The organism is Bacillus sp. 7_6_55CFAA_CT2 (genome assembly GCF_000238655.1).
Classification (GTDB): domain Bacteria; phylum Bacillota; class Bacilli; order Bacillales; family Bacillaceae_G; genus Bacillus_A; species Bacillus_A cereus.
The window spans coordinates 882,672-899,962 of the sequence record NZ_JH414710.1; the positions used below are offsets into that span (position 1 = coordinate 882,672).

The following is a 17,291-nucleotide window of genomic DNA, read 5'->3' on the forward strand; positions in this document are numbered from 1 at the left end:
AATGGCTTATTGTAATAATTTAGAAACCATTTGTGGAGTTTGGTTTGCTTGAGAAAGCATGCTGATTCCAGCTTCGTTCAAGATTTTGAACTTAGTCATTTCAGACATTTCTTTCGCCATGTCAGCGTCTTCGATTTGAGAAGCAGCTGAAGCCATAGAAGAAGATTGGCTCTTCAGGTTGTTTACGTTAAAGTCTAGACGGTTTAATGTAGCACCTAGAGTTGCACGGTTAGAAGCAATATTTTTTAATGCTGTATCGATAGATGCGATTGCACCAGAAGCATTAGCTTTAAGATCTGTAGTCTCAAGTTTTGTTAATGTAGCAAATTCTTTACCAAGTGCTTGTGCAGCAGCTTGTGCACCAGCATCATTTGCTTTATTGTAGTCTTCAAGTTTCGTTTCAATTTTCTTTACATCGTCTGCAGACATGAATGGTTTAACCTTATCGAATTCTTTCATAGCAGCAGTTACATCTGCATCAAATGCGGCCTTATCAGCACCTGTTTTTGCTCCAAGATCAGCAAATGCTTTTGTAGTTGCATCATATACTGTTTTTTCTACTTTATCAGTTCCAATAGATAAAGTATCAAGTCCTAATTCTTTAGTAGAAACATTAGATAAGTTGATGTTGATTTGCTTACTTGTATCAGCATTATCTAATGTTTGAACTGCGATAGTTTTATTTGAACCATCTAATAATTTTTTATCATTGAACTCAGTGTTTGTAGAAATATAATCGATTTGTTCTTTTAATGCATCAAACTCTTTGTTTAATGCAGCTTGGTTTTCGTTAGTATTTGTACCATTTGCAGATTGGTTTGCAAGGTCACGCATACGAAGTAAGATGTTAGATACTGAGTTCATTGCTGAATCAGCAGTACGGATTAATGAAATACCGTCTTGCGTGTTATTAGCTGCTACTCCTAATCCACTTTCACGAGCACGCATACGAGTTGCGATTGCAAGACCTGCTGCATCGTCAGAAGCGTTGTTGATACGTTTACCGCTTGATAAACGGTCCATAGCGTTGCTCATTTTAGCTTGGTTTTGGCGCATGTACTCTTGAGTACGCATGCTGTTAATGTTTGTATTAATTCTCATGTTAAGAAACCCCCATTTTTTTATATTGACTTTTCTGCAAATTGAAAAACGATAATATGCGAAAAAATCAATTTCGAGATTTATTGTAATCCCTGTCATAGCGGGTGTCAACTAAAAATTCGAATTAATAAATATAAAAAAATAACAGTTTAACAATATATTCATTTTTTTATTACATAATTATTAAAAGGATTATTGCAAACTTTAAAAAAAACTCTAATATTAGATTATCTTTGTTTTCCGAAAAGGTGATATTATGATAGTTGGAAATATAGTAAAAGAAGTGCTTGCATATAAGAAAGGGCAAATTCAGCAAAAGCTAAGTAGTCCACAAGCATTTGTTAGTAGTCGTTTTCAAGAGAAGTTGCAGAGTGAGCCTGCGAAGGAGACGAAAGAAACTACGCAGCCGGCAAAAGTAGAGGATATGAGTCAGCCGGTACAATCTACGAAAATAGAAACGGTTGTTAATAAGCCGGAACAATCTATTAATAAAGTAGATGAAGCGAGTAAGCCCGAAGAAAAGGGTGAAACGAAGAAAGCAGATGAAGTGCAAGTTGCGCAAAAAGAGTTTGGACGACGTTTCCCAGAAACGAAAAATGAGGCTGCTGATACGTGGGGATTAACGAAGAAGTATAATATTCAAAAAATACGTTCTTCCAATGAAGGGAAGTATGAGGATATTATTGATCGTGTAAGTCGTACATATGGAATTCCAAAAACGTTAATTCAAAAAATGATTGAAGTAGAGTCTAATTTTAATCCGAAAACGGTGTCACATGCCGGTGCGATGGGTCTTATGCAGCTTATGCCAGCGAATGTGAAGGAGATGGGTGTGAAGAATCCCTTTTCACCAGCTGAAAGTATTGAAGGTGGCGTGAAAGAGTTAAGCGGTTATTTAAAGAAAAATAACGGCGACTTAGTATTGGCGCTTGCTTCTTATAATGCTGGTCCTGGTAATGTGAGAAAGTACGGAGGCGTACCGCCATTTAAAGAAACGCAAGGATATATTAAAAAAATATTAAATATCGACGTTTCAAAATAAGAAGTTTCATATATAGAGAGAACATGAAATTTTCGTGAACATGATATGGGAGTTGGCTAGATTTGAAATTACAAGATGATATTCCGTTAACAATTTATTTTGAAATCGGAAATACGAAAAAGAAAATTGAAGATCTGCTTCATATTACGAAAGGTACATTGTATCGTCTTGAAAATTCAACGAAAAATACGGTGCGTCTTATGCTTGAGAATGAAGAGATTGGAACCGGAAAGATTTTGACGAAGAATGGAAAGATGTACGTTGAAATCGTTGAATTGAAAAGGTAGGGAAGGGGATTGTCATGAGTGGCGAAAAATTAAGCCAAGAGCAAATTGATGCCCTGCTGAAGGCGGTAAATGAAGGCGAGGAAATGCCAGCTTTCGCACAAGAAGCAGGAAAGCAAGAGAAATTTCAAGAGTATGATTTTAATAGACCAGAGAAGTTCGGTGTTGAGCATTTACGTAGTTTGCAAGCGATTGCTTCTACGTTTGGGAAACAGACGTCACAGACGTTATCAGCGCGTATGCGTATTCCAATTGAACTAGAGCCTTCAACGGTTGAGCAAGTTCCATTTACGAGTGAGTATGTGGAGAAAATGCCGAAAGATTATTATTTATATTGTGTAATTGATCTCGGTTTACCAGAGCTTGGAGAAATTGTTATTGAGATTGATTTAGCATTCGTTATTTATATTCATGAATGTTGGCTTGGCGGAGATAGTAAGCGTAACTTTACGATGCGCAGACCGTTAACAGCATTTGAGTTTTTAACGCTTGATAATATATTCTTGCTTCTTTGTAAAAATTTAGAGCAATCATTTGAAAGTGTTGTTGCGATTGAACCGAAATTTGTAACGACAGAAACAGATCCGAATGCACTAAAGATTACGACAGCGAGCGATATCATTTCATTACTTAACGTAAATATGAAAACAGATTTTTGGAATACGACGGTGCGTATCGGGATTCCATTCTTATCTGTTGAAGAAATTATGGATAAGTTAACGTCTGAAAATATTGTCGAACATTCTTCAGACAAGCGTAAAAAGTATACGTCTGAAGTGGAAGTGAAAGTAAATCAAGTGTACAAACCTGTTCACGTTGCAATTGGCGAGCAGAAAATGACAATGAGTGAGATTGAACAAATTGAAGAAGGCGATATCATTCCGCTTCATACGAAAGTTTCGGATGAATTACTTGGTTATGTAGATGGAAAGCATAAATTTAATTGTTTTATTGGAAAAGATGGAACGCGTAAGGCGCTCCTATTTAAAAGTTTTGTAGAGTAGGAGGATCCATATGAAGCATGAAGTATCTCCTGTGTCATTAATGGGATTAGAAGATTTTGCAGGAAAGCGAAATGAAGCAGGCAAAGCACATATTGATACTGTTTCAGATATTTCGATTGAACTTGGTGTAAAGCTTGGAAAGTCATCTATTACGCTTGGTGATGTAAAGCAGTTAAAAGTTGGCGATGTTCTTGAAGTAGAGAAAAACTTAGGACATAAAGTAGATGTGTATTTAAGTAATATGAAAGTCGGCATCGGTGAAGCAATCGTAATGGACGAGAAATTCGGTATTATCATTTCTGAAATTGAAGCTGATAAGAAACAAGCGGCGCTTATGAAAGCGCAAAGTCAAATGCAAGATAAAGAGTAGAGGAGGAGTCATATGTCGTATATGACGACCTTATTTCAAGTCGTTTTACTGTTTGGTGCGCTCGGTTACGGTGCATATTATATGACGAAAAAGACGCGCAAACAGCAGTTTTTTAAGCAGGGTGAAAATGGACATATTCAAGTAAAAGACGGCGTGTATTTAAATCATCAAACGAGTGCCTTTTTATTTGAAGTGGACGGAAAGCAAGTGTTCACTGTTATTAGTAATAACGGTGTGCAGTCTGTGCAATTAACCGGAACAGGAAATCAGTTTCAACAAGCACTAGAAGACGCGGTAAAGACTGAAACGAAAAAAGTAGAGGATCCATCATGAGAATAAAGAAACAGTTATCATTATTAGCCGTTATTTTCGTATTTTCTATCGTTTTTTCAATTATTTTTGTAAATCCAGCGTATGCGGCCCCGAACGGTTTTATTAATTTCGAAAATGGAAAAGAGTTTACGAGTAATTCAAGTGTACAACTATTTGCGCTCGTTACCCTTTTATCATTATCTTCTTCTATCGTTCTATTATTTACACATTTTACTTATTTTATGATCGTTCTAGGGATTACACGTCAAGGACTTGGGGTAATGAATTTACCACCAAACCAAGTGCTTGTTGGACTTGCATTATTTTTATCACTCTTTACGATGCAGCCTGTACTCGGGCAACTGAAGAGCGATGTGTGGGATCCGATGACGAAAGAGAAAATAACAGTAAGTCAAGCTGCGGAAACGACAGCTCCTATTATGAAAGAATATATGTCAAAGCATACGTATAAGCATGATTTAAAAATGATGCTGAAAGTACGCGGAGAAGAGTTGCCGAAAGATTTGAAAGATCTTTCACTATTTACGCTCGTACCATCCTTTACGTTAACGCAAATTCAAAAGGGTTTACTAACAGGGATGTTCATTTATTTAGCGTTTGTATTTATAGATTTGATTATTAGTACACTTTTAATGTACCTCGGGATGATGATGGTACCGCCGATGATTTTAAGTTTACCGTTTAAAATACTCGTTTTCGTATATTTAGGTGGATATACGAAAATCGTCGACATTATGTTTAAAACGGTCGCCTGAAGCGTTTGATGCTATGTGATAGGAGTCATATAAATGAATACGTCACCAATTATAGATATTTTTCAAACCTTTTTTTATAAAGGGGTTATGATTTTAATGCCGGTTGCCGGCGTAAGTATGATTGTCGTTATTATCATCGCTGTCATTATGGCGATGATGCAAATTCAAGAGCAAACGCTGACGTTTTTACCGAAAATGGCGAGTATTGTCCTCGTTATTATCATTTTAGGTCCGTGGATGTTCCAAGAGTTAACGACGCTTATTTTAGATTTATTTGATAAAATCCCATCGCTATTGCGTTCGTACTAAGATAGGTGAATTGAAATGAATATGGAATTATGGGCGGCGACGTTTTTTGCGTTTTGCCGCATTACTTCATTTTTATATTTTTTACCGTTTTTCTCAGGACGATCTATTCCAGCTATGGCGAAGGTTACATTTGGGCTCGGTCTGTCGATTACAGTTGCCGATCAAGTTGATGTTTCTCATATAAAGACGGTTTGGGATGTAGCTGCTTATGCAGCGACGCAAATTGTCATTGGATTATCTCTTTCAAAAATTGTAGAAATGCTGTGGAACATTCCTAAAATGGCCGGGCATATTTTAGACTTTGATATCGGTTTATCACAAGCAAGTTTGTTTGATGTAAATGCGGGCTCACAGTCTACTTTACTATCAACCATTTTTGATATATTTTTTCTCATTATTTTTATTTCACTTGGCGGCATTAATTATTTCGTTGCCACGATTTTAAAGTCGTTTCAATATACAGAGGCGATTTCAAAATTGCTGACGACTAGTTTCTTAGATAGTCTACTCGCAACGCTATTATTTGCGATCACATCAGCGGTTGAAATTGCTCTTCCGCTCATGGGAAGTTTATTCATCATTAACTTTGTTCTTATTTTAATTGCAAAAAACGCTCCGCAATTAAACGTTTTTATGAATGCATACGTAATTAAAATTACGTGCGGTATTTTGTTTATTGCGATGAGTGTACCGATGCTCGGTTATGTGTTTAAAAATATGACGGATGTATTACTTGAAGAGTATACGAAACTATTTAACTTTTTCTTAACGAAGTAGGGGGAAGCGCATGGCAAAGGATAATAAAACAGAAAAGGCCACCCCGCAGAAGCGTAAAAAATCGCGTGAAGAAGGGAATATTGCCCGGAGTAAAGATTTAAATAATTTATTTTCCATTCTCGTATTAGCAGTTGTCGTTTATTTCTTCGGAGATTGGCTAGGGTATGAGATTGCGAACTCCGTAGCGGTGCTGTTTGATCAAATTGGAAAAAATACAGATTCAACCGAGTATTTTTATTTAATGGGGATTTTATTACTGAAAGTATCGGCTCCGATATTAATACTCGTATACGCTTTTCATTTATTCAATTATATGATTCAAGTCGGGTTCCTATTTTCTTCTAAAGTCATTAAACCGAAAGCATCACGTATTAATCCGAAAAACTATTTCACGAGACTGTTTAGTCGTAAAAGTTTAGTAGATATTTTGAAATCACTGTTTTATATGGGATTAATCGGTTACGTCGCTTACGTTCTTTTTAAAAAGAATTTAGAGAAAATCGTGAGCATGATTGGATTTAACTGGACTGCGTCACTTACTGAAATTATTAGGCAAATTAAATTTATTTTCTTAGCAATTTTAATTATTTTAATCGTTCTTTCTATTATTGATTTCATTTATCAAAAATGGGAGTACGAGCAAGATATTAAGATGAAAAAAGAAGAAGTGAAACAAGAGCATAAAGATAATGAAGGGGACCCGCAAGTAAAAGGGAAACGAAAAAACTTTATGCATGCAATCTTGCAAGGAACAATTGCGAAGAAGATGGATGGCGCAACGTTTATTGTAAACAACCCGACTCATATTTCGGTCGTACTTCGTTACAATAAACACGTTGATGCAGCACCAATTGTCGTTGCAAAAGGGGAAGATGAGCTCGCGTTATATATACGAACGCTTGCCCGTGAACAAGAAATACCAATGGTGGAAAACCGTCCGCTTGCTCGTTCTTTATATTATCAAGTCGAGGAAGATGAGACGATTCCAGAAGATTTATACGTAGCTGTAATTGAAGTTATGCGCTATTTAATTCAGACGAACGAACTTGAAGTATAATAGCGCGTTTGGAGGAGATCTCTTTGTTTAAGATAGAGTCTGCAAGAACCTATTTTTCTATCTTTTTAGCAGCGTCATTTGTAGTGGCGCTCTTAATTCCACTTCCACCATTTATACTTGATATCATTATCGTTTTTCTACTAAGTATGTCAGTGCTTATTTATATGCGAGCGACAAGTATTAACGAGTGGGATGAATTAAAGTCATTTCCAACGATGTTGTTATTAATCGGGATTTTCCGCGTATCGATTAACGTTTCGACGACGCGAGCGATTTTGACAGATGGAAATGCAGGTCATGTTATTGAAGAGTTCGGCCAGTTCGTAATTGGCGGAAACTTATTAATTGGTATCGTTATTTTTACAGTATTAATCATATTCCAGTTTATTGTTGCAAACGGTGCGTCTCGTACAGCTGAAGTAGCAGCTCGTTTTACACTTGATTCTTTACCAGGGAAACAAATGTCTATCGATGCTGATTTAAACCAGCGTATTATTTCAGAAAAAGATGCACAAGCAAAACGAAAAAAATTAAATATGGAAACAGAGTTTTATGGGGCGATGGATGGTGCCGGAAAGTTCATTAAAGGGGACGTTATTTTCGGGATTGTCATTTTATTCGTAAACATTATTTTCGGTTTAATTGTCGGAATGATGCAGCAGGGGATGAGCTTTGCAGATGCGGCTCTTCATTATACACAGTTAACTGTCGGTGACGGAATCGTAAACCAAATTGGATCGCTAATGCTTGCAATTTCAACAGGTATTATCGTAACGCGTGTATTTGACGGCTCACCAGATACAGTAACAGAAGGTATCTTTAAAGAGTTATTAGCGCATGAAGTCGTTGTATATGCGCTCGGTGGTTTATTTATCGCAATGGGTATTTTTACTCCGCTACCGTTTCTACCATTCGCACTCGTTGGCGGAACAATTATCTTCTTAGGAATTCGTAATAAAAATCGAATAAAGAAAGAAAAAGAAGACGAGCTTCAAAAAGAAATAGAAATGATCCAAGGCGAAGATGAGCAACTGCAACAAGTAGAAGATTCATTTGGAGTATTTACGGATAAATATCCAATTATAGTAGAACTCGGTTTAGATTTAGCAGCACTTGTAAAGCAGAAAATTAACGGGGAAACAGCGCGTGATAAAGTTGTTCTTATGAGGAAGTCAATTATTACTGACCTTGGTATTAACGTTCCTGGAATTAACTTTAAAGATAATACGAGCTTTAGACCACGCGGACGTTACATTATTCGAATTAAAGGTGCGAAGGCGGCTGAAGGTGTTTTAAAATCAGGTTATTTATTAGCACTGAAAACACCAAACGTAATGGCTGATTTAGATGCAGAGCCAGCGAAAGATCCAATTTTTGGTGAAGATGGATATTGGATTTTAGAGCATATGGTGCAAGATGCACAAATGAAAGGCTATCAAGTGTTAGAGCCACTTAGCATATTAATTACACATTTAGATGTTGTCGTTAGACGTAATCTTCATGAATTAATTCAGCGCCAACATGTAAAAGACTTAATTAACTCGCTTGAAAATGATAATGGCGTTCTATTAGAAGAGATTAAGAAAAAAGAAATTGATTTATCACTTGTTCAAAATGTTATTAAACAACTTCTAAAAGAAGGTATTTCTATTCGTGATTTACCAACAATTATTGAAGGTATTATTGACGGCAAAGAAATTTATCAAAACCACGTGGATGGTGTAACATCATTTGTTCGTGAATGTATTTCAAAAGTTATTTGTGAAAATGCGAAAAATCCGGACGGAAAAATATATGCAGCGCTCTTCTCTGATTCAATCGAGTTAGATGCGGATGTTGTGAATAATTCATATCAAGGTTACTTATTAAACTGGGATTTAGATTTAGAAACACGTGTCGTTGAGCAAGTGCAGCGCGTCTTTAAGCAAGCACGTTTAATGGGAAGAGAACCAGTGTTATTAACACGTAGAAAAGATTTTAGATTTGCGATTGTAAGACTGCTAGAACGTTATCAAGTGGAAGCACAAGTACTTTGTATTAGTGAATTAGCACCAGAAATTGTTGTGGATCAAATTGCCTATATTGAATAGTAGGGGGTGAAGTAATGGAAAGTACAGAAAAGAAAGAAGCGTTAATGCGAATAAAAGCAGCTTCGAAAAATGAATTGTATCGAAAGTTATTTGACCAATATGGTACAGATTATTATTACGTTGTCGATGAAAGTGTAAAACGAAATATACCGTTTTTTTGGAAAAAGGATTATGAAATGTTAGTTGCATTTCCAGAAGAAAAACAGGAAGAAGTGAATGAAAGTACAGCTCAATTTCATGAACAATTAATGGATGTTGTGAATGATCCTTCAGAACAAATTGTGAAGGCGAATGGAATTCAATCAGTACTGCACAATTTAGAAAACGTAACGACTTCTATGTCATACGCGGCGATGCAAACAGGAAATAGTGAAGAATGGGCAAGAAAAAAAGAGAAACTATTAAAGCTGTTTGAAAAAGGAATCGTCGTTGTGAAACCGATGAAAGAAACGGAAGTAACGAAAAAGAAAAAAGTTGTGAAACAAGTCGTTCCAGTAAAGAAAGAAGAAGTAGCTCCAAAGAAAGAAAATCAAGAATCTGTACCGTTTATTATTCAAAAAGTAATTCGGATGCTAGAACAAAACGATGTGGAACAATATTTCATTCATGCATATGCTGAAAAGTTAAAAATAAAGTTTGAAAATGCAACGATGATTACGGAAGAAGAAGTTATCAGGTACATATTGGAAGATATGAAATCTCATTTTAATACGGAAAACGTCTTTGAAAAAGAAGTACAAACAATTGCATTAATAGGTCCAACTGGCGTTGGTAAAACGACGACACTTGCGAAAATGGCATGGCAATTTCACGGTAAGAAAAAAACAGTTGGTTTTATAACGACCGATCATTCGCGCATAGGGACAGTGCAGCAATTGCAAGATAACGTAAAGACAATTGGATCTGAAGTAATTGCTGTGCGTGATGAAGCTGCAATGACAAGAGCGCTTACGTATTTTAAAGAAGAAGCACGCGTCGATTATATTTTAATTGATACAGCAGGGAAAAATTATCGTACGTCAGAAACAGTGGAAGAAATGATTGAAACGATGGGACAAGTAGAACCAGATTATATTTGTTTAACGTTATCAGCTTCAATGAAAAGTAAAGATATGATTGAAATTATTACAAACTTTAAAGATATTCATATAGATGGTATTGTGTTTACGAAATTTGATGAAACAGCAAGTAGTGGCGAATTGTTGAAAATTCCAGCAGTATCATCAGCTCCTATTGTATTAATGACAGATGGCCAAGACATAAAGAAAAATATACATATCGCTACAGCTGAACATTTAGCAAAACAAATGTTACAAACATCGTAGAAAAGAGGTGAAGAATAAGGCGCTTGCCTTATTCAAACGAATATGAACGGTCTTTATATAGGTTCTATGGGCATGATGAATTACATGCAGCGCATTAATGTTCATTCGAATAACGTTGCAAATGCTCAAACGACAGGATTTAAAGCAGAAAATATGACGTCTAAAGTATTTGATGTACAAGACACATATCGCCGCGGAGATGGGGCGGTAACAAATATCGGTTCGGTCGATTACGCTGTAGTACCAGCTGCAACGCATGTGAATTTAGTACAAGGAAATATACAAATGACAAATAGCGCTACAGATTTCTTTTTAGATGACGGCGCGGCCGGCACAACATCATTTTTCGTTACTTCTAAAAATGATGAAACGTTTTTAACGAGAGATGGTAGTTTCACATTAAATAGTGATCGTTATTTACAAACGTCCTCTGGTGCTTTCGTAATGGGAGAGAATAATGAGCGTATTCGTATTCCAGAAGGAGCAAAGGTTGCTGTACAAGCAGATGGTACATTATATGATGAAGTAACACAAAATAATATTGCTCGTTTACAAGCAAAAACAGTAGATGCCGAAACGAATGCACGTCTCGTGCAACGTGAAAACAAAAGCTTTACACTAGCAGAAGGAAACATTGCTAATTTACCGAACGGAACAGGAATAGTAAAAAATCATATGCTAGAAAATTCAAATGTAGATATGACGAAAGAGATGGCAGATCTTATGACAGATCAAAAGATGATTCAAGCATCACAGCGTGTTATGACGTCATTTGATAAAATTTATGAAAAAGAAGCGAATGAAATATTGAGATAGTGGACTCCTAATAAAGGAGTCTTTTATTAATTTCAAATTTCAGAATTATCAATTGACTTTATGAAGCTTCTTTTTTATATTAGTAGGTATAACTATAACTACTAAAGAGGTGAGAGTATGACAACGGCATTATATTTAGAAGATGCATACAAAACGAGTTGCGAAACAGAAGTGATAAGAGTAGAAGGGAATAAAGTATTTGTAAAAGAAACAGTTTTTTATCCAACTGGTGGAGGACAGGAATGTGATACGGGTGTCATTGTACAAGATGGGTCTGTATTTGAAGTTGAAAAAGTAAAGAAGGAGCAAGGAGAAATAGTTCACTATATAAAAGACGAAGCACAAGTAAAGTTAGGTCCAGTTAAATTAGAGATAAATTGGGAAAGACGTCATAATTTAATGCGTCATCACTCTTTACTGCATCTTATCGGAGCTGTTGTTTATGAAAAGTATGGAGCTCTATGCACTGGAAATCAAATTTATCCTGATAAAGCACGTATCGATTTTAATGAGTTACAAGAGTTATCGAGCGTGGAAGTAGAAGAAATTGTTGAGGAAGTGAATAAACTTATTAAGCAAAATAAAGAAATTTCCACTCGTTATATGAGCCGCGAAGAAGCAGAAAATGCTGTAGGAATGATTAAAACAGCAATAAATCTCCTGCCAACTACTATCCAAGAAATCCGCATTGTTACAATTGAAAATTTAGACGAACAAGCTTGTGGAGGCACACATGTGAAAAATACGAGTGAAATAGGAACACTTGTTATTGATAAAGTAAAAAGTAAAGGGAAGCAAAATCGTCGTTTTGAAGTAAGAGCGATTTAGATTGTGAGGGGTTACCGATGGATGAAATTATAAAGGAATTACAAAAGTTGGGATTTTCCCAATATGAATGTAAAGCGTATATTGGATTGTTAAAACATTCTCCAGTAACAGGCTATGAAGTGAGTAAACAAACAGGAGTACCTCGTTCTATGATTTACGAGGTACTCGGTAAGTTAATGGATAAAGGAGCGGTGCATATTGTACCTTCTGAACCAGTTAAATATGTACCAGTACCAGCTACCGAATTAATGAATCGAATGCGAAAAGACTTTGAAAAGTCCTTTGAATTTTTAGATGAGAAATTAAATTGTTTAGAACAAGAGCGACAAATAGATGTAATTTCGCATATTCGCTCAAATGATCGTGTTTTAAAAGAAATATGCAATATAATTAATAGGGCAAAGGAAGAATTATGGATTTCTGTATGGGAAGAACAAGTGCATGAAATTGAGCCATACATTCATCAAAAGGAAGAGGAAGGCGTACATATATTTTCAATCTTATTTGGAGCTCCAGAAACAAAAATAGGAGCGACGTTTCATCATAATTATATGACGCCCCACGTTGTTGAAAAGAGAATGGGTGGTCATTTAACTGTTATTGCTCGTGATGGAGAGGAAGTATTAATTGCGAACTTCTCAAATGATAGCACTTCATGGGCCGTTACAACGTATGACCCAGCGCTAGTTCTCGTTGCTACAGAGTATGTGCGGCACGATATTATGGTTGAAGAAATCACAAAGGAATTTGGAGCTGATAAGTTAGATACGTTATGGCGTGAAAATATAGATTTAGTTCATGTCGTAACAGGAAAACGAACTTTAGAAGGAATGGAGGATGATAGAGATGAGTAAAGCTCAGGCACATGTAGCTTTGCAGAGTGACGATACATTTCAGCAAGGAGTAAAAGATTGTTTACCAACTGTATTTGGTTACTTGAGCATCGGTATAGCAGCTGGTGTAATTGCAAAAACAGCTGGTTTCTCCATCATTGAAATTGCATTTATGTCCACTTTAATTTATGCAGGTTCTGCCCAATTTATATTAGCTGGTATGTATGCAGCCGGTGCTCCTGCTTCCGCAATTATTTTTACTGTATTTTTTGTTAACTTGCGCCACCTTCTTATGAGTGCTGCACTTGCACCGTACTTTACGAAAATTCCTCTATTTAAAAACCTAATCATCGGTTCGCAAATTACAGATGAAACTTTCGGCGTTGCAGTGCAGCATGCTGCGCAAAAAGGATATTTAGGTGAAAGATGGATGATAGGGCTTAATGTAACAGCGTATTTAAATTGGATTCTTGCCACTATCATTGGCGGGCTATTTGGTGAGTGGATACCAGATCCACATACATACGGCATGGATTATGCATTACCAGCGATGTTTATCGGATTATTTGTTCTTCAGCTCATAAGTAGTAAACCGAAACTAGCAATTCATTTAAGTGTTGCAATTGTAGCGATTATTATCGCATACGTTTCACACCTATTTATGCCAGATAGTATAGCGGTTATTATCGCAACCTTACTAGCTGCGACGATTGGAGTGTTGATTGAAAAATGGAAATGAGATTAGATGTATTATTACTTTTACTAGCAGCAGGAGCTGTTACAATCGTGCCACGTATTTTACCTCTACTCGTATTTAGCAAACTACAAATTCCTGACTGGGGTTTAAAATGGTTAAATTACATACCAATTGCGATATTAGCAGCGCTTTTAGCACAAGTTTTATTTATGCATGAAACGATGCAGTGGGATTATCTTATTGCAGCAATTCCAACATTTCTTGTAGCGATATATACTCGTAGTTTATTAGGTACAGTATTAACGGGAGTGATTGTGATTATTTTGTTACGTTTCCTTTTCTAAAAAGGATTACACTCATATCATAGCGAAAAGTGTAATAACATGAAAAATATAGGGGTGGTGTTATGATACTTTTAACGATAGGAGCAATTTTGTTAACGTTATTTATTTTCTTTATTATCGGCTTTATTACGTTTATGATGTTTGTTGATAAGGCGACACCTCAAATATATTATACACCTTGTGAATCAGTGACAGTGAAAACTAAAGGTAAACATAGAAGGAAGAAAAGTTGAAAGTTGGCTTTTCTTCCTTCTTCTATTACATCCCGGAAAGAACTAACAACAATAATCCAAATAAAAAACTAGTCAAGGAAAGAAAACCGATACATATGGAGAATACACGATTATTTCCCCATTCGCGCCAGAAAGTTATAAAACCTAAAATACAAAGGAAAAACCAAATGGGTAAGAATATGAACTCACTAATTTTCTCGGGAAGTAACGAATAAAAAGTTGTTACATATAAGATCCAATTAGTAAAAAATAAAATGCAAACGATAATAGATTGTAAGTAGAGGCGGTTGAAAAATCTCCCTTTTTTTACGGTTATAAAAATGATAGTTAGCGCTGAGATAAAGGCAATGAGTATGAAAACAAGTAAGAGTAATGTCAGCGTCATTTTGAGTCTCCTGTATAAGATTGTTTTTATCACGCATGGGCAGTAAGACCCACACCTTAAAACTCAGCGTAAGAAAAGAGATTAGGTGGGGGATGCCCCCCCCACTGATTGAAGTTTCACTTTACAAGAAATGAATCTATTAAATTGTATGCTTGTTTTGTAGAGTGCTCGTTATATTTTTCAGTGTACGGATTTAGAAATCCATGTTCACCGTGTAGTTGTTTGATTTCTAATAAAGGATTCTTTTGTTGCTGCAATGTGTGAATTAAAGAGGATACTGAAAAACTAGATTCTTTTTCAGGGAATATAAGTAATGTAGCGCATGTAGGCTTTATGTGGACATAGTCGCGTATACGAGAACCGTAACATCCGATAATAAAATCTATTTTCGGATTGTTACTACATAGCCATGAGATGGTAGCTCCAACACTAAAGCCGATAAGTCCAATATGTGTATAACTACTAGAAAGATGAGAAATGAATTCTTCAATTTGCTTTTTTCCATCATCAAATCCAATATGATTTACAAAATGTTCATATGCTTTTTCTTCATCACGATAATGAAATGCGTGTTGTGATTGTAGAAGATTAGGACAGAATACATCTATATGAGATGAAGTAAAGTGCTGGGTAACGTGATGCATATGGTCGTTCACACCATATATTTCATGAACAATAACGAGAGCTAATTTTTCCTTCATAGTTATAAATTACCTCTATGAAACTTAAATTCTTTCTCAACAAGGCAAATACGCAGATGGAAGTTTTCATACCATTGCTCACGACCTCTTTTTTTCGCTTCTTTATGTAAGGTGTTCTTCTTCCAATTTTCAATCGCATCAAGTGATTCCCAATAAGAAATTGTTATTCCGAGTCCAGAATTACCTCGTGCACTTTCTACACCTAAAAATCCAGATTGTTGCTTTGCAAGTTTCTCCATTTCTTCGGCAACGGTATTATAGTCAGTTGTATCATTTGATAAATTAGAAGTGAATATAACTGCATAATAAGGCTTGTTTTTTTCTAAATTAGATGCCATTATTTTTCCCCCTTAATGTATAGTACGAATAATTAATCCATAGTTTGTATTTTAGCAGGTCACAAAAAGAAAAGAAGTAGAAAATTCTTATTTTTTCAGCTCATGTAAAATAAAGGATTGAAGAACTTTATAATAAGTAATCTGAAAGAAGAAAAATGCCACTTCAAAAGAGAAGTGGCATTTCTTATATTTCCTCTAAGCTATTAACTGGAACAGTTAATTCGCGTCCTGGGTTTTTTACTTCATATATGCGGGCGGTTTCATTGCTTTCATCGACGTGTTGAATCATAACAGGCATGCCTTGAAAATTGACATTGGCTTGTTCTGCTGACATAGAAAGCTCTATTGCACGTTGAATATTCATTTATATTCCTCCCATCATTATTATCTTTGCTAAAAAAGAGGAATAATATACCATTTAGAGACATTCTTAAAGTTTTTGTATTATTTGTAATGTTTCTTTAATAAATGAAGTGAAGATGGAATCAGGATAGCTATCTATTGCTTGAACGGCTTCTTTTGCCTCTTTTAAGGCAGATTTTTTATCTTGAAGTTCTATATAGCAAAGGGCACGATAAGACCCAGCTGTTAATACCCACGATTGATCAAGTGGATGACTCATATAATCTGGTATGGTAGCGTGTTTTAATATTGCCAAAGCTTCCTTATAACGTTTTAAGCCATACAAAGATTTTCCTTTTTCAAGATAATATAATCCATCGTCTTGAAAGATTGGTTCATCTTTTAGTTTTTCTCGAAATTGTTCTAGATGTTTTAATGCGATTGTATATTCATTAGTAATTGTGTTGTAATAGTATGCTTTTAAAATATCAATAATTGCGATGGATAGAATATCTTCTGTAAAAATGGCAAATTGCTCAGATTTTTTTATGTAATATAAATATTGTTCTTTATCAGCTGTAATGACTTTTTGGTAAGATAAAATCCGGTAAAATTCATCTGTTTTATAATACACTTGATGCTTTTTTGAAAATGCAAGTGCATCTAAAATGACTTTTTCACATTTTTCATAATTGCCGTATGCGAGTAAAATAATGGCTTCTTTTAAGTATAGTTGTATATGTGTAATCAGATCCATTTCTAAATTCTTTGCTTTATATTCATCACGAATTGTAGCAATCATCTGTAAACATTCTTTATATTTTTTACGTTTGAAGAGCATATAGTAAAACAGTAGTTTCGTTTCAGTGCTTTCTCGATATAAAGTATATTTTTCAAATATAGAAACAGCAGTTTCAACGTAATATTCAATATGATAATCGTTCATAATAACTGCTCCTGTTAGGAACTGTTTATATAAGCGAGCTGTATTTAAAGTAGAAGGTAGCTCTGTTTGAACGATAGGTAGTAAAGTTTTGTATACTTCATCGCATTTCTTTGCTTTTATTAATGGCTCCATTTTTTGAATGAGTTCTACAATTTCTCCTTCATCTTCTTCTAATAAAAAGCTCATTTCACATTCAAGTTTTTCAGCAATATATTGTAATGTTTTCATAGAAGGTGTAGCTTTTCCATTTTCAATTTGACTAAGCATACTTTTTGTCAGTTCCGAACCTACCAGCTCTGTTTGTGTAAGCTTTTTTTCTTTTCTTAATGTTTTAATTTTTTCGCCGAGAGTTGCCATATTATTGCTCCTTTATATTTAAAA

General features: G+C 35.3%; 23 protein-coding genes. 17 read left to right on the top strand and 6 right to left on the bottom strand.

What is annotated here, in order from left to right; all coding sequences use genetic code 11:
* Nucleotides 1-6 precede the first annotated feature (6 nt).
* Nucleotides 7-1,101, bottom strand: coding sequence for a flagellin N-terminal helical domain-containing protein (locus tag HMPREF1014_RS20235; protein WP_001222338.1), 1,095 nt, complete (start codon nt 1,099-1,101; stop codon nt 7-9).
* 256 nt (nt 1,102-1,357) lie between these two features.
* On the opposite strand from HMPREF1014_RS20235, the gene HMPREF1014_RS20240 reads away from it, so the two are divergent.
* The 17 genes from HMPREF1014_RS20240 to HMPREF1014_RS20320 all read left to right on the top strand — a co-directional run bounded on the left by HMPREF1014_RS20240 (nt 1,358) and on the right by HMPREF1014_RS20320 (nt 14,198).
* Nucleotides 1,358-2,143 carry a lytic transglycosylase domain-containing protein gene (locus HMPREF1014_RS20240; protein WP_000635234.1) on the top strand — a complete coding sequence of 262 codons (786 nt, stop codon included), beginning with the start codon at nt 1,358-1,360 and terminating at the stop codon, nt 2,141-2,143.
* A 62-nt stretch (nt 2,144-2,205) separates the two neighbouring features.
* On the top strand, nt 2,206-2,430 hold the full coding sequence (locus HMPREF1014_RS20245) for a flagellar motor switch protein FliN (RefSeq protein WP_000775712.1): 225 nt from the start codon (nt 2,206-2,208) through the stop codon (nt 2,428-2,430).
* A 14-nt stretch (nt 2,431-2,444) separates the two neighbouring features.
* Nucleotides 2,445-3,431, top strand: a complete 987-nt coding sequence (gene fliM, locus HMPREF1014_RS20250) for a flagellar motor switch protein FliM (RefSeq protein WP_000012360.1) — start codon at nt 2,445-2,447, stop codon at nt 3,429-3,431.
* A 10-nt stretch (nt 3,432-3,441) separates the two neighbouring features.
* A complete protein-coding gene (fliN, locus tag HMPREF1014_RS20255; RefSeq protein WP_000680010.1) occupies nt 3,442-3,801 on the top strand; it encodes a flagellar motor switch protein FliN in 360 nt (119 codons plus the stop codon).
* A gap of 12 nt (nt 3,802-3,813) precedes the next feature.
* Complete coding sequence (locus HMPREF1014_RS20260) at nt 3,814-4,134, top strand: hypothetical protein (RefSeq protein ID WP_000121178.1); 321 nt, start codon at nt 3,814-3,816, stop codon at nt 4,132-4,134.
* Entirely contained in the window at nt 4,131-4,889 is a 759-nt protein-coding gene (locus tag HMPREF1014_RS20265; protein WP_001220582.1) for a flagellar type III secretion system pore protein FliP, read from the top strand. Before HMPREF1014_RS20260 ends, HMPREF1014_RS20265 begins: the two co-directional genes overlap by 4 nt.
* A 33-nt stretch (nt 4,890-4,922) precedes the next feature.
* Nucleotides 4,923-5,198 carry a flagellar biosynthetic protein FliQ gene (locus tag HMPREF1014_RS20270; protein WP_001098085.1) on the top strand — a complete coding sequence of 92 codons (276 nt, stop codon included), beginning with the start codon at nt 4,923-4,925 and terminating at the stop codon, nt 5,196-5,198.
* A 15-nt stretch (nt 5,199-5,213) separates the two neighbouring features.
* Nucleotides 5,214-5,975 (top strand): flagellar biosynthetic protein FliR, encoded by a 762-nt coding sequence (locus HMPREF1014_RS20275; RefSeq protein WP_001055702.1) that lies wholly within the window; start codon nt 5,214-5,216, stop codon nt 5,973-5,975.
* A 10-nt stretch (nt 5,976-5,985) separates the two neighbouring features.
* On the top strand, nt 5,986-7,032 hold the full coding sequence (gene flhB, locus HMPREF1014_RS20280) for a flagellar type III secretion system protein FlhB (protein WP_001040114.1): 1,047 nt from the start codon (nt 5,986-5,988) through the stop codon (nt 7,030-7,032).
* A 23-nt stretch (nt 7,033-7,055) separates the two neighbouring features.
* The gene (flhA, locus tag HMPREF1014_RS20285) at nt 7,056-9,122 is read left to right on the top strand and encodes a flagellar biosynthesis protein FlhA (protein WP_000472585.1); all 2,067 of its coding nucleotides are present in this window, start codon (nt 7,056-7,058) and stop codon (nt 9,120-9,122) included.
* A 14-nt stretch (nt 9,123-9,136) separates the two neighbouring features.
* Nucleotides 9,137-10,447 (top strand): flagellar biosynthesis GTPase FlhF, encoded by a 1,311-nt coding sequence (gene flhF, locus HMPREF1014_RS20290; RefSeq protein WP_000446186.1) that lies wholly within the window; start codon nt 9,137-9,139, stop codon nt 10,445-10,447.
* A 42-nt stretch (nt 10,448-10,489) separates the two neighbouring features.
* Nucleotides 10,490-11,263, top strand: a complete 774-nt coding sequence (locus HMPREF1014_RS20295; protein ID WP_001013933.1) for a flagellar basal-body rod protein FlgG — start codon at nt 10,490-10,492, stop codon at nt 11,261-11,263.
* Nucleotides 11,264-11,380: 117 nt separating this feature from the next.
* Nucleotides 11,381-12,091: an alanyl-tRNA editing protein gene (locus tag HMPREF1014_RS20300; protein WP_000205398.1), complete on the top strand. Its 711-nt coding sequence runs from the start codon at nt 11,381-11,383 to the stop codon at nt 12,089-12,091.
* 17 nt (nt 12,092-12,108) lie between these two features.
* A complete protein-coding gene (locus HMPREF1014_RS20305; protein ID WP_000343357.1) occupies nt 12,109-12,945 on the top strand; it encodes a TrmB family transcriptional regulator in 837 nt (278 codons plus the stop codon).
* Complete coding sequence (locus HMPREF1014_RS20310) at nt 12,938-13,663, top strand: AzlC family ABC transporter permease (protein WP_000030478.1); 726 nt, start codon at nt 12,938-12,940, stop codon at nt 13,661-13,663. The genes HMPREF1014_RS20305 and HMPREF1014_RS20310 overlap by 8 nt, the downstream gene beginning before the upstream one ends.
* The gene (locus tag HMPREF1014_RS20315; protein ID WP_000425938.1) at nt 13,654-13,965 is read left to right on the top strand and encodes an AzlD domain-containing protein; all 312 of its coding nucleotides are present in this window, start codon (nt 13,654-13,656) and stop codon (nt 13,963-13,965) included. The genes HMPREF1014_RS20310 and HMPREF1014_RS20315 overlap by 10 nt, the downstream gene beginning before the upstream one ends.
* Nucleotides 13,966-14,027: 62 nt before the next feature.
* Nucleotides 14,028-14,198 carry a DUF3951 domain-containing protein gene (locus HMPREF1014_RS20320; RefSeq protein WP_000602236.1) on the top strand — a complete coding sequence of 57 codons (171 nt, stop codon included), beginning with the start codon at nt 14,028-14,030 and terminating at the stop codon, nt 14,196-14,198.
* Nucleotides 14,199-14,223: 25 nt separating this feature from the next.
* On the opposite strand, the gene HMPREF1014_RS20325 is transcribed toward HMPREF1014_RS20320, so the two are convergent.
* From HMPREF1014_RS20325 to HMPREF1014_RS20345, 5 genes are all read right to left on the bottom strand, one after another.
* Nucleotides 14,224-14,583, bottom strand: coding sequence for a hypothetical protein (locus HMPREF1014_RS20325; RefSeq protein ID WP_025967106.1), 360 nt, complete (start codon nt 14,581-14,583; stop codon nt 14,224-14,226).
* A 116-nt stretch (nt 14,584-14,699) separates the two neighbouring features.
* A complete protein-coding gene (locus HMPREF1014_RS20330; protein WP_000660124.1) occupies nt 14,700-15,284 on the bottom strand; it encodes a dienelactone hydrolase family protein in 585 nt (194 codons plus the stop codon).
* Nucleotides 15,285-15,286: 2 nt separating this feature from the next.
* Entirely contained in the window at nt 15,287-15,622 is a 336-nt protein-coding gene (locus HMPREF1014_RS20335) for an antibiotic biosynthesis monooxygenase family protein (RefSeq protein WP_000157879.1), read from the bottom strand.
* A gap of 184 nt (nt 15,623-15,806) precedes the next feature.
* Nucleotides 15,807-15,986, bottom strand: coding sequence for an H-type small acid-soluble spore protein (locus HMPREF1014_RS20340; protein WP_001025731.1), 180 nt, complete (start codon nt 15,984-15,986; stop codon nt 15,807-15,809).
* 66 nt (nt 15,987-16,052) lie between these two features.
* Nucleotides 16,053-17,267 (bottom strand): helix-turn-helix domain-containing protein, encoded by a 1,215-nt coding sequence (locus HMPREF1014_RS20345; protein ID WP_000212387.1) that lies wholly within the window; start codon nt 17,265-17,267, stop codon nt 16,053-16,055.
* Nucleotides 17,268-17,291: the final 24 nt, after the last annotated feature.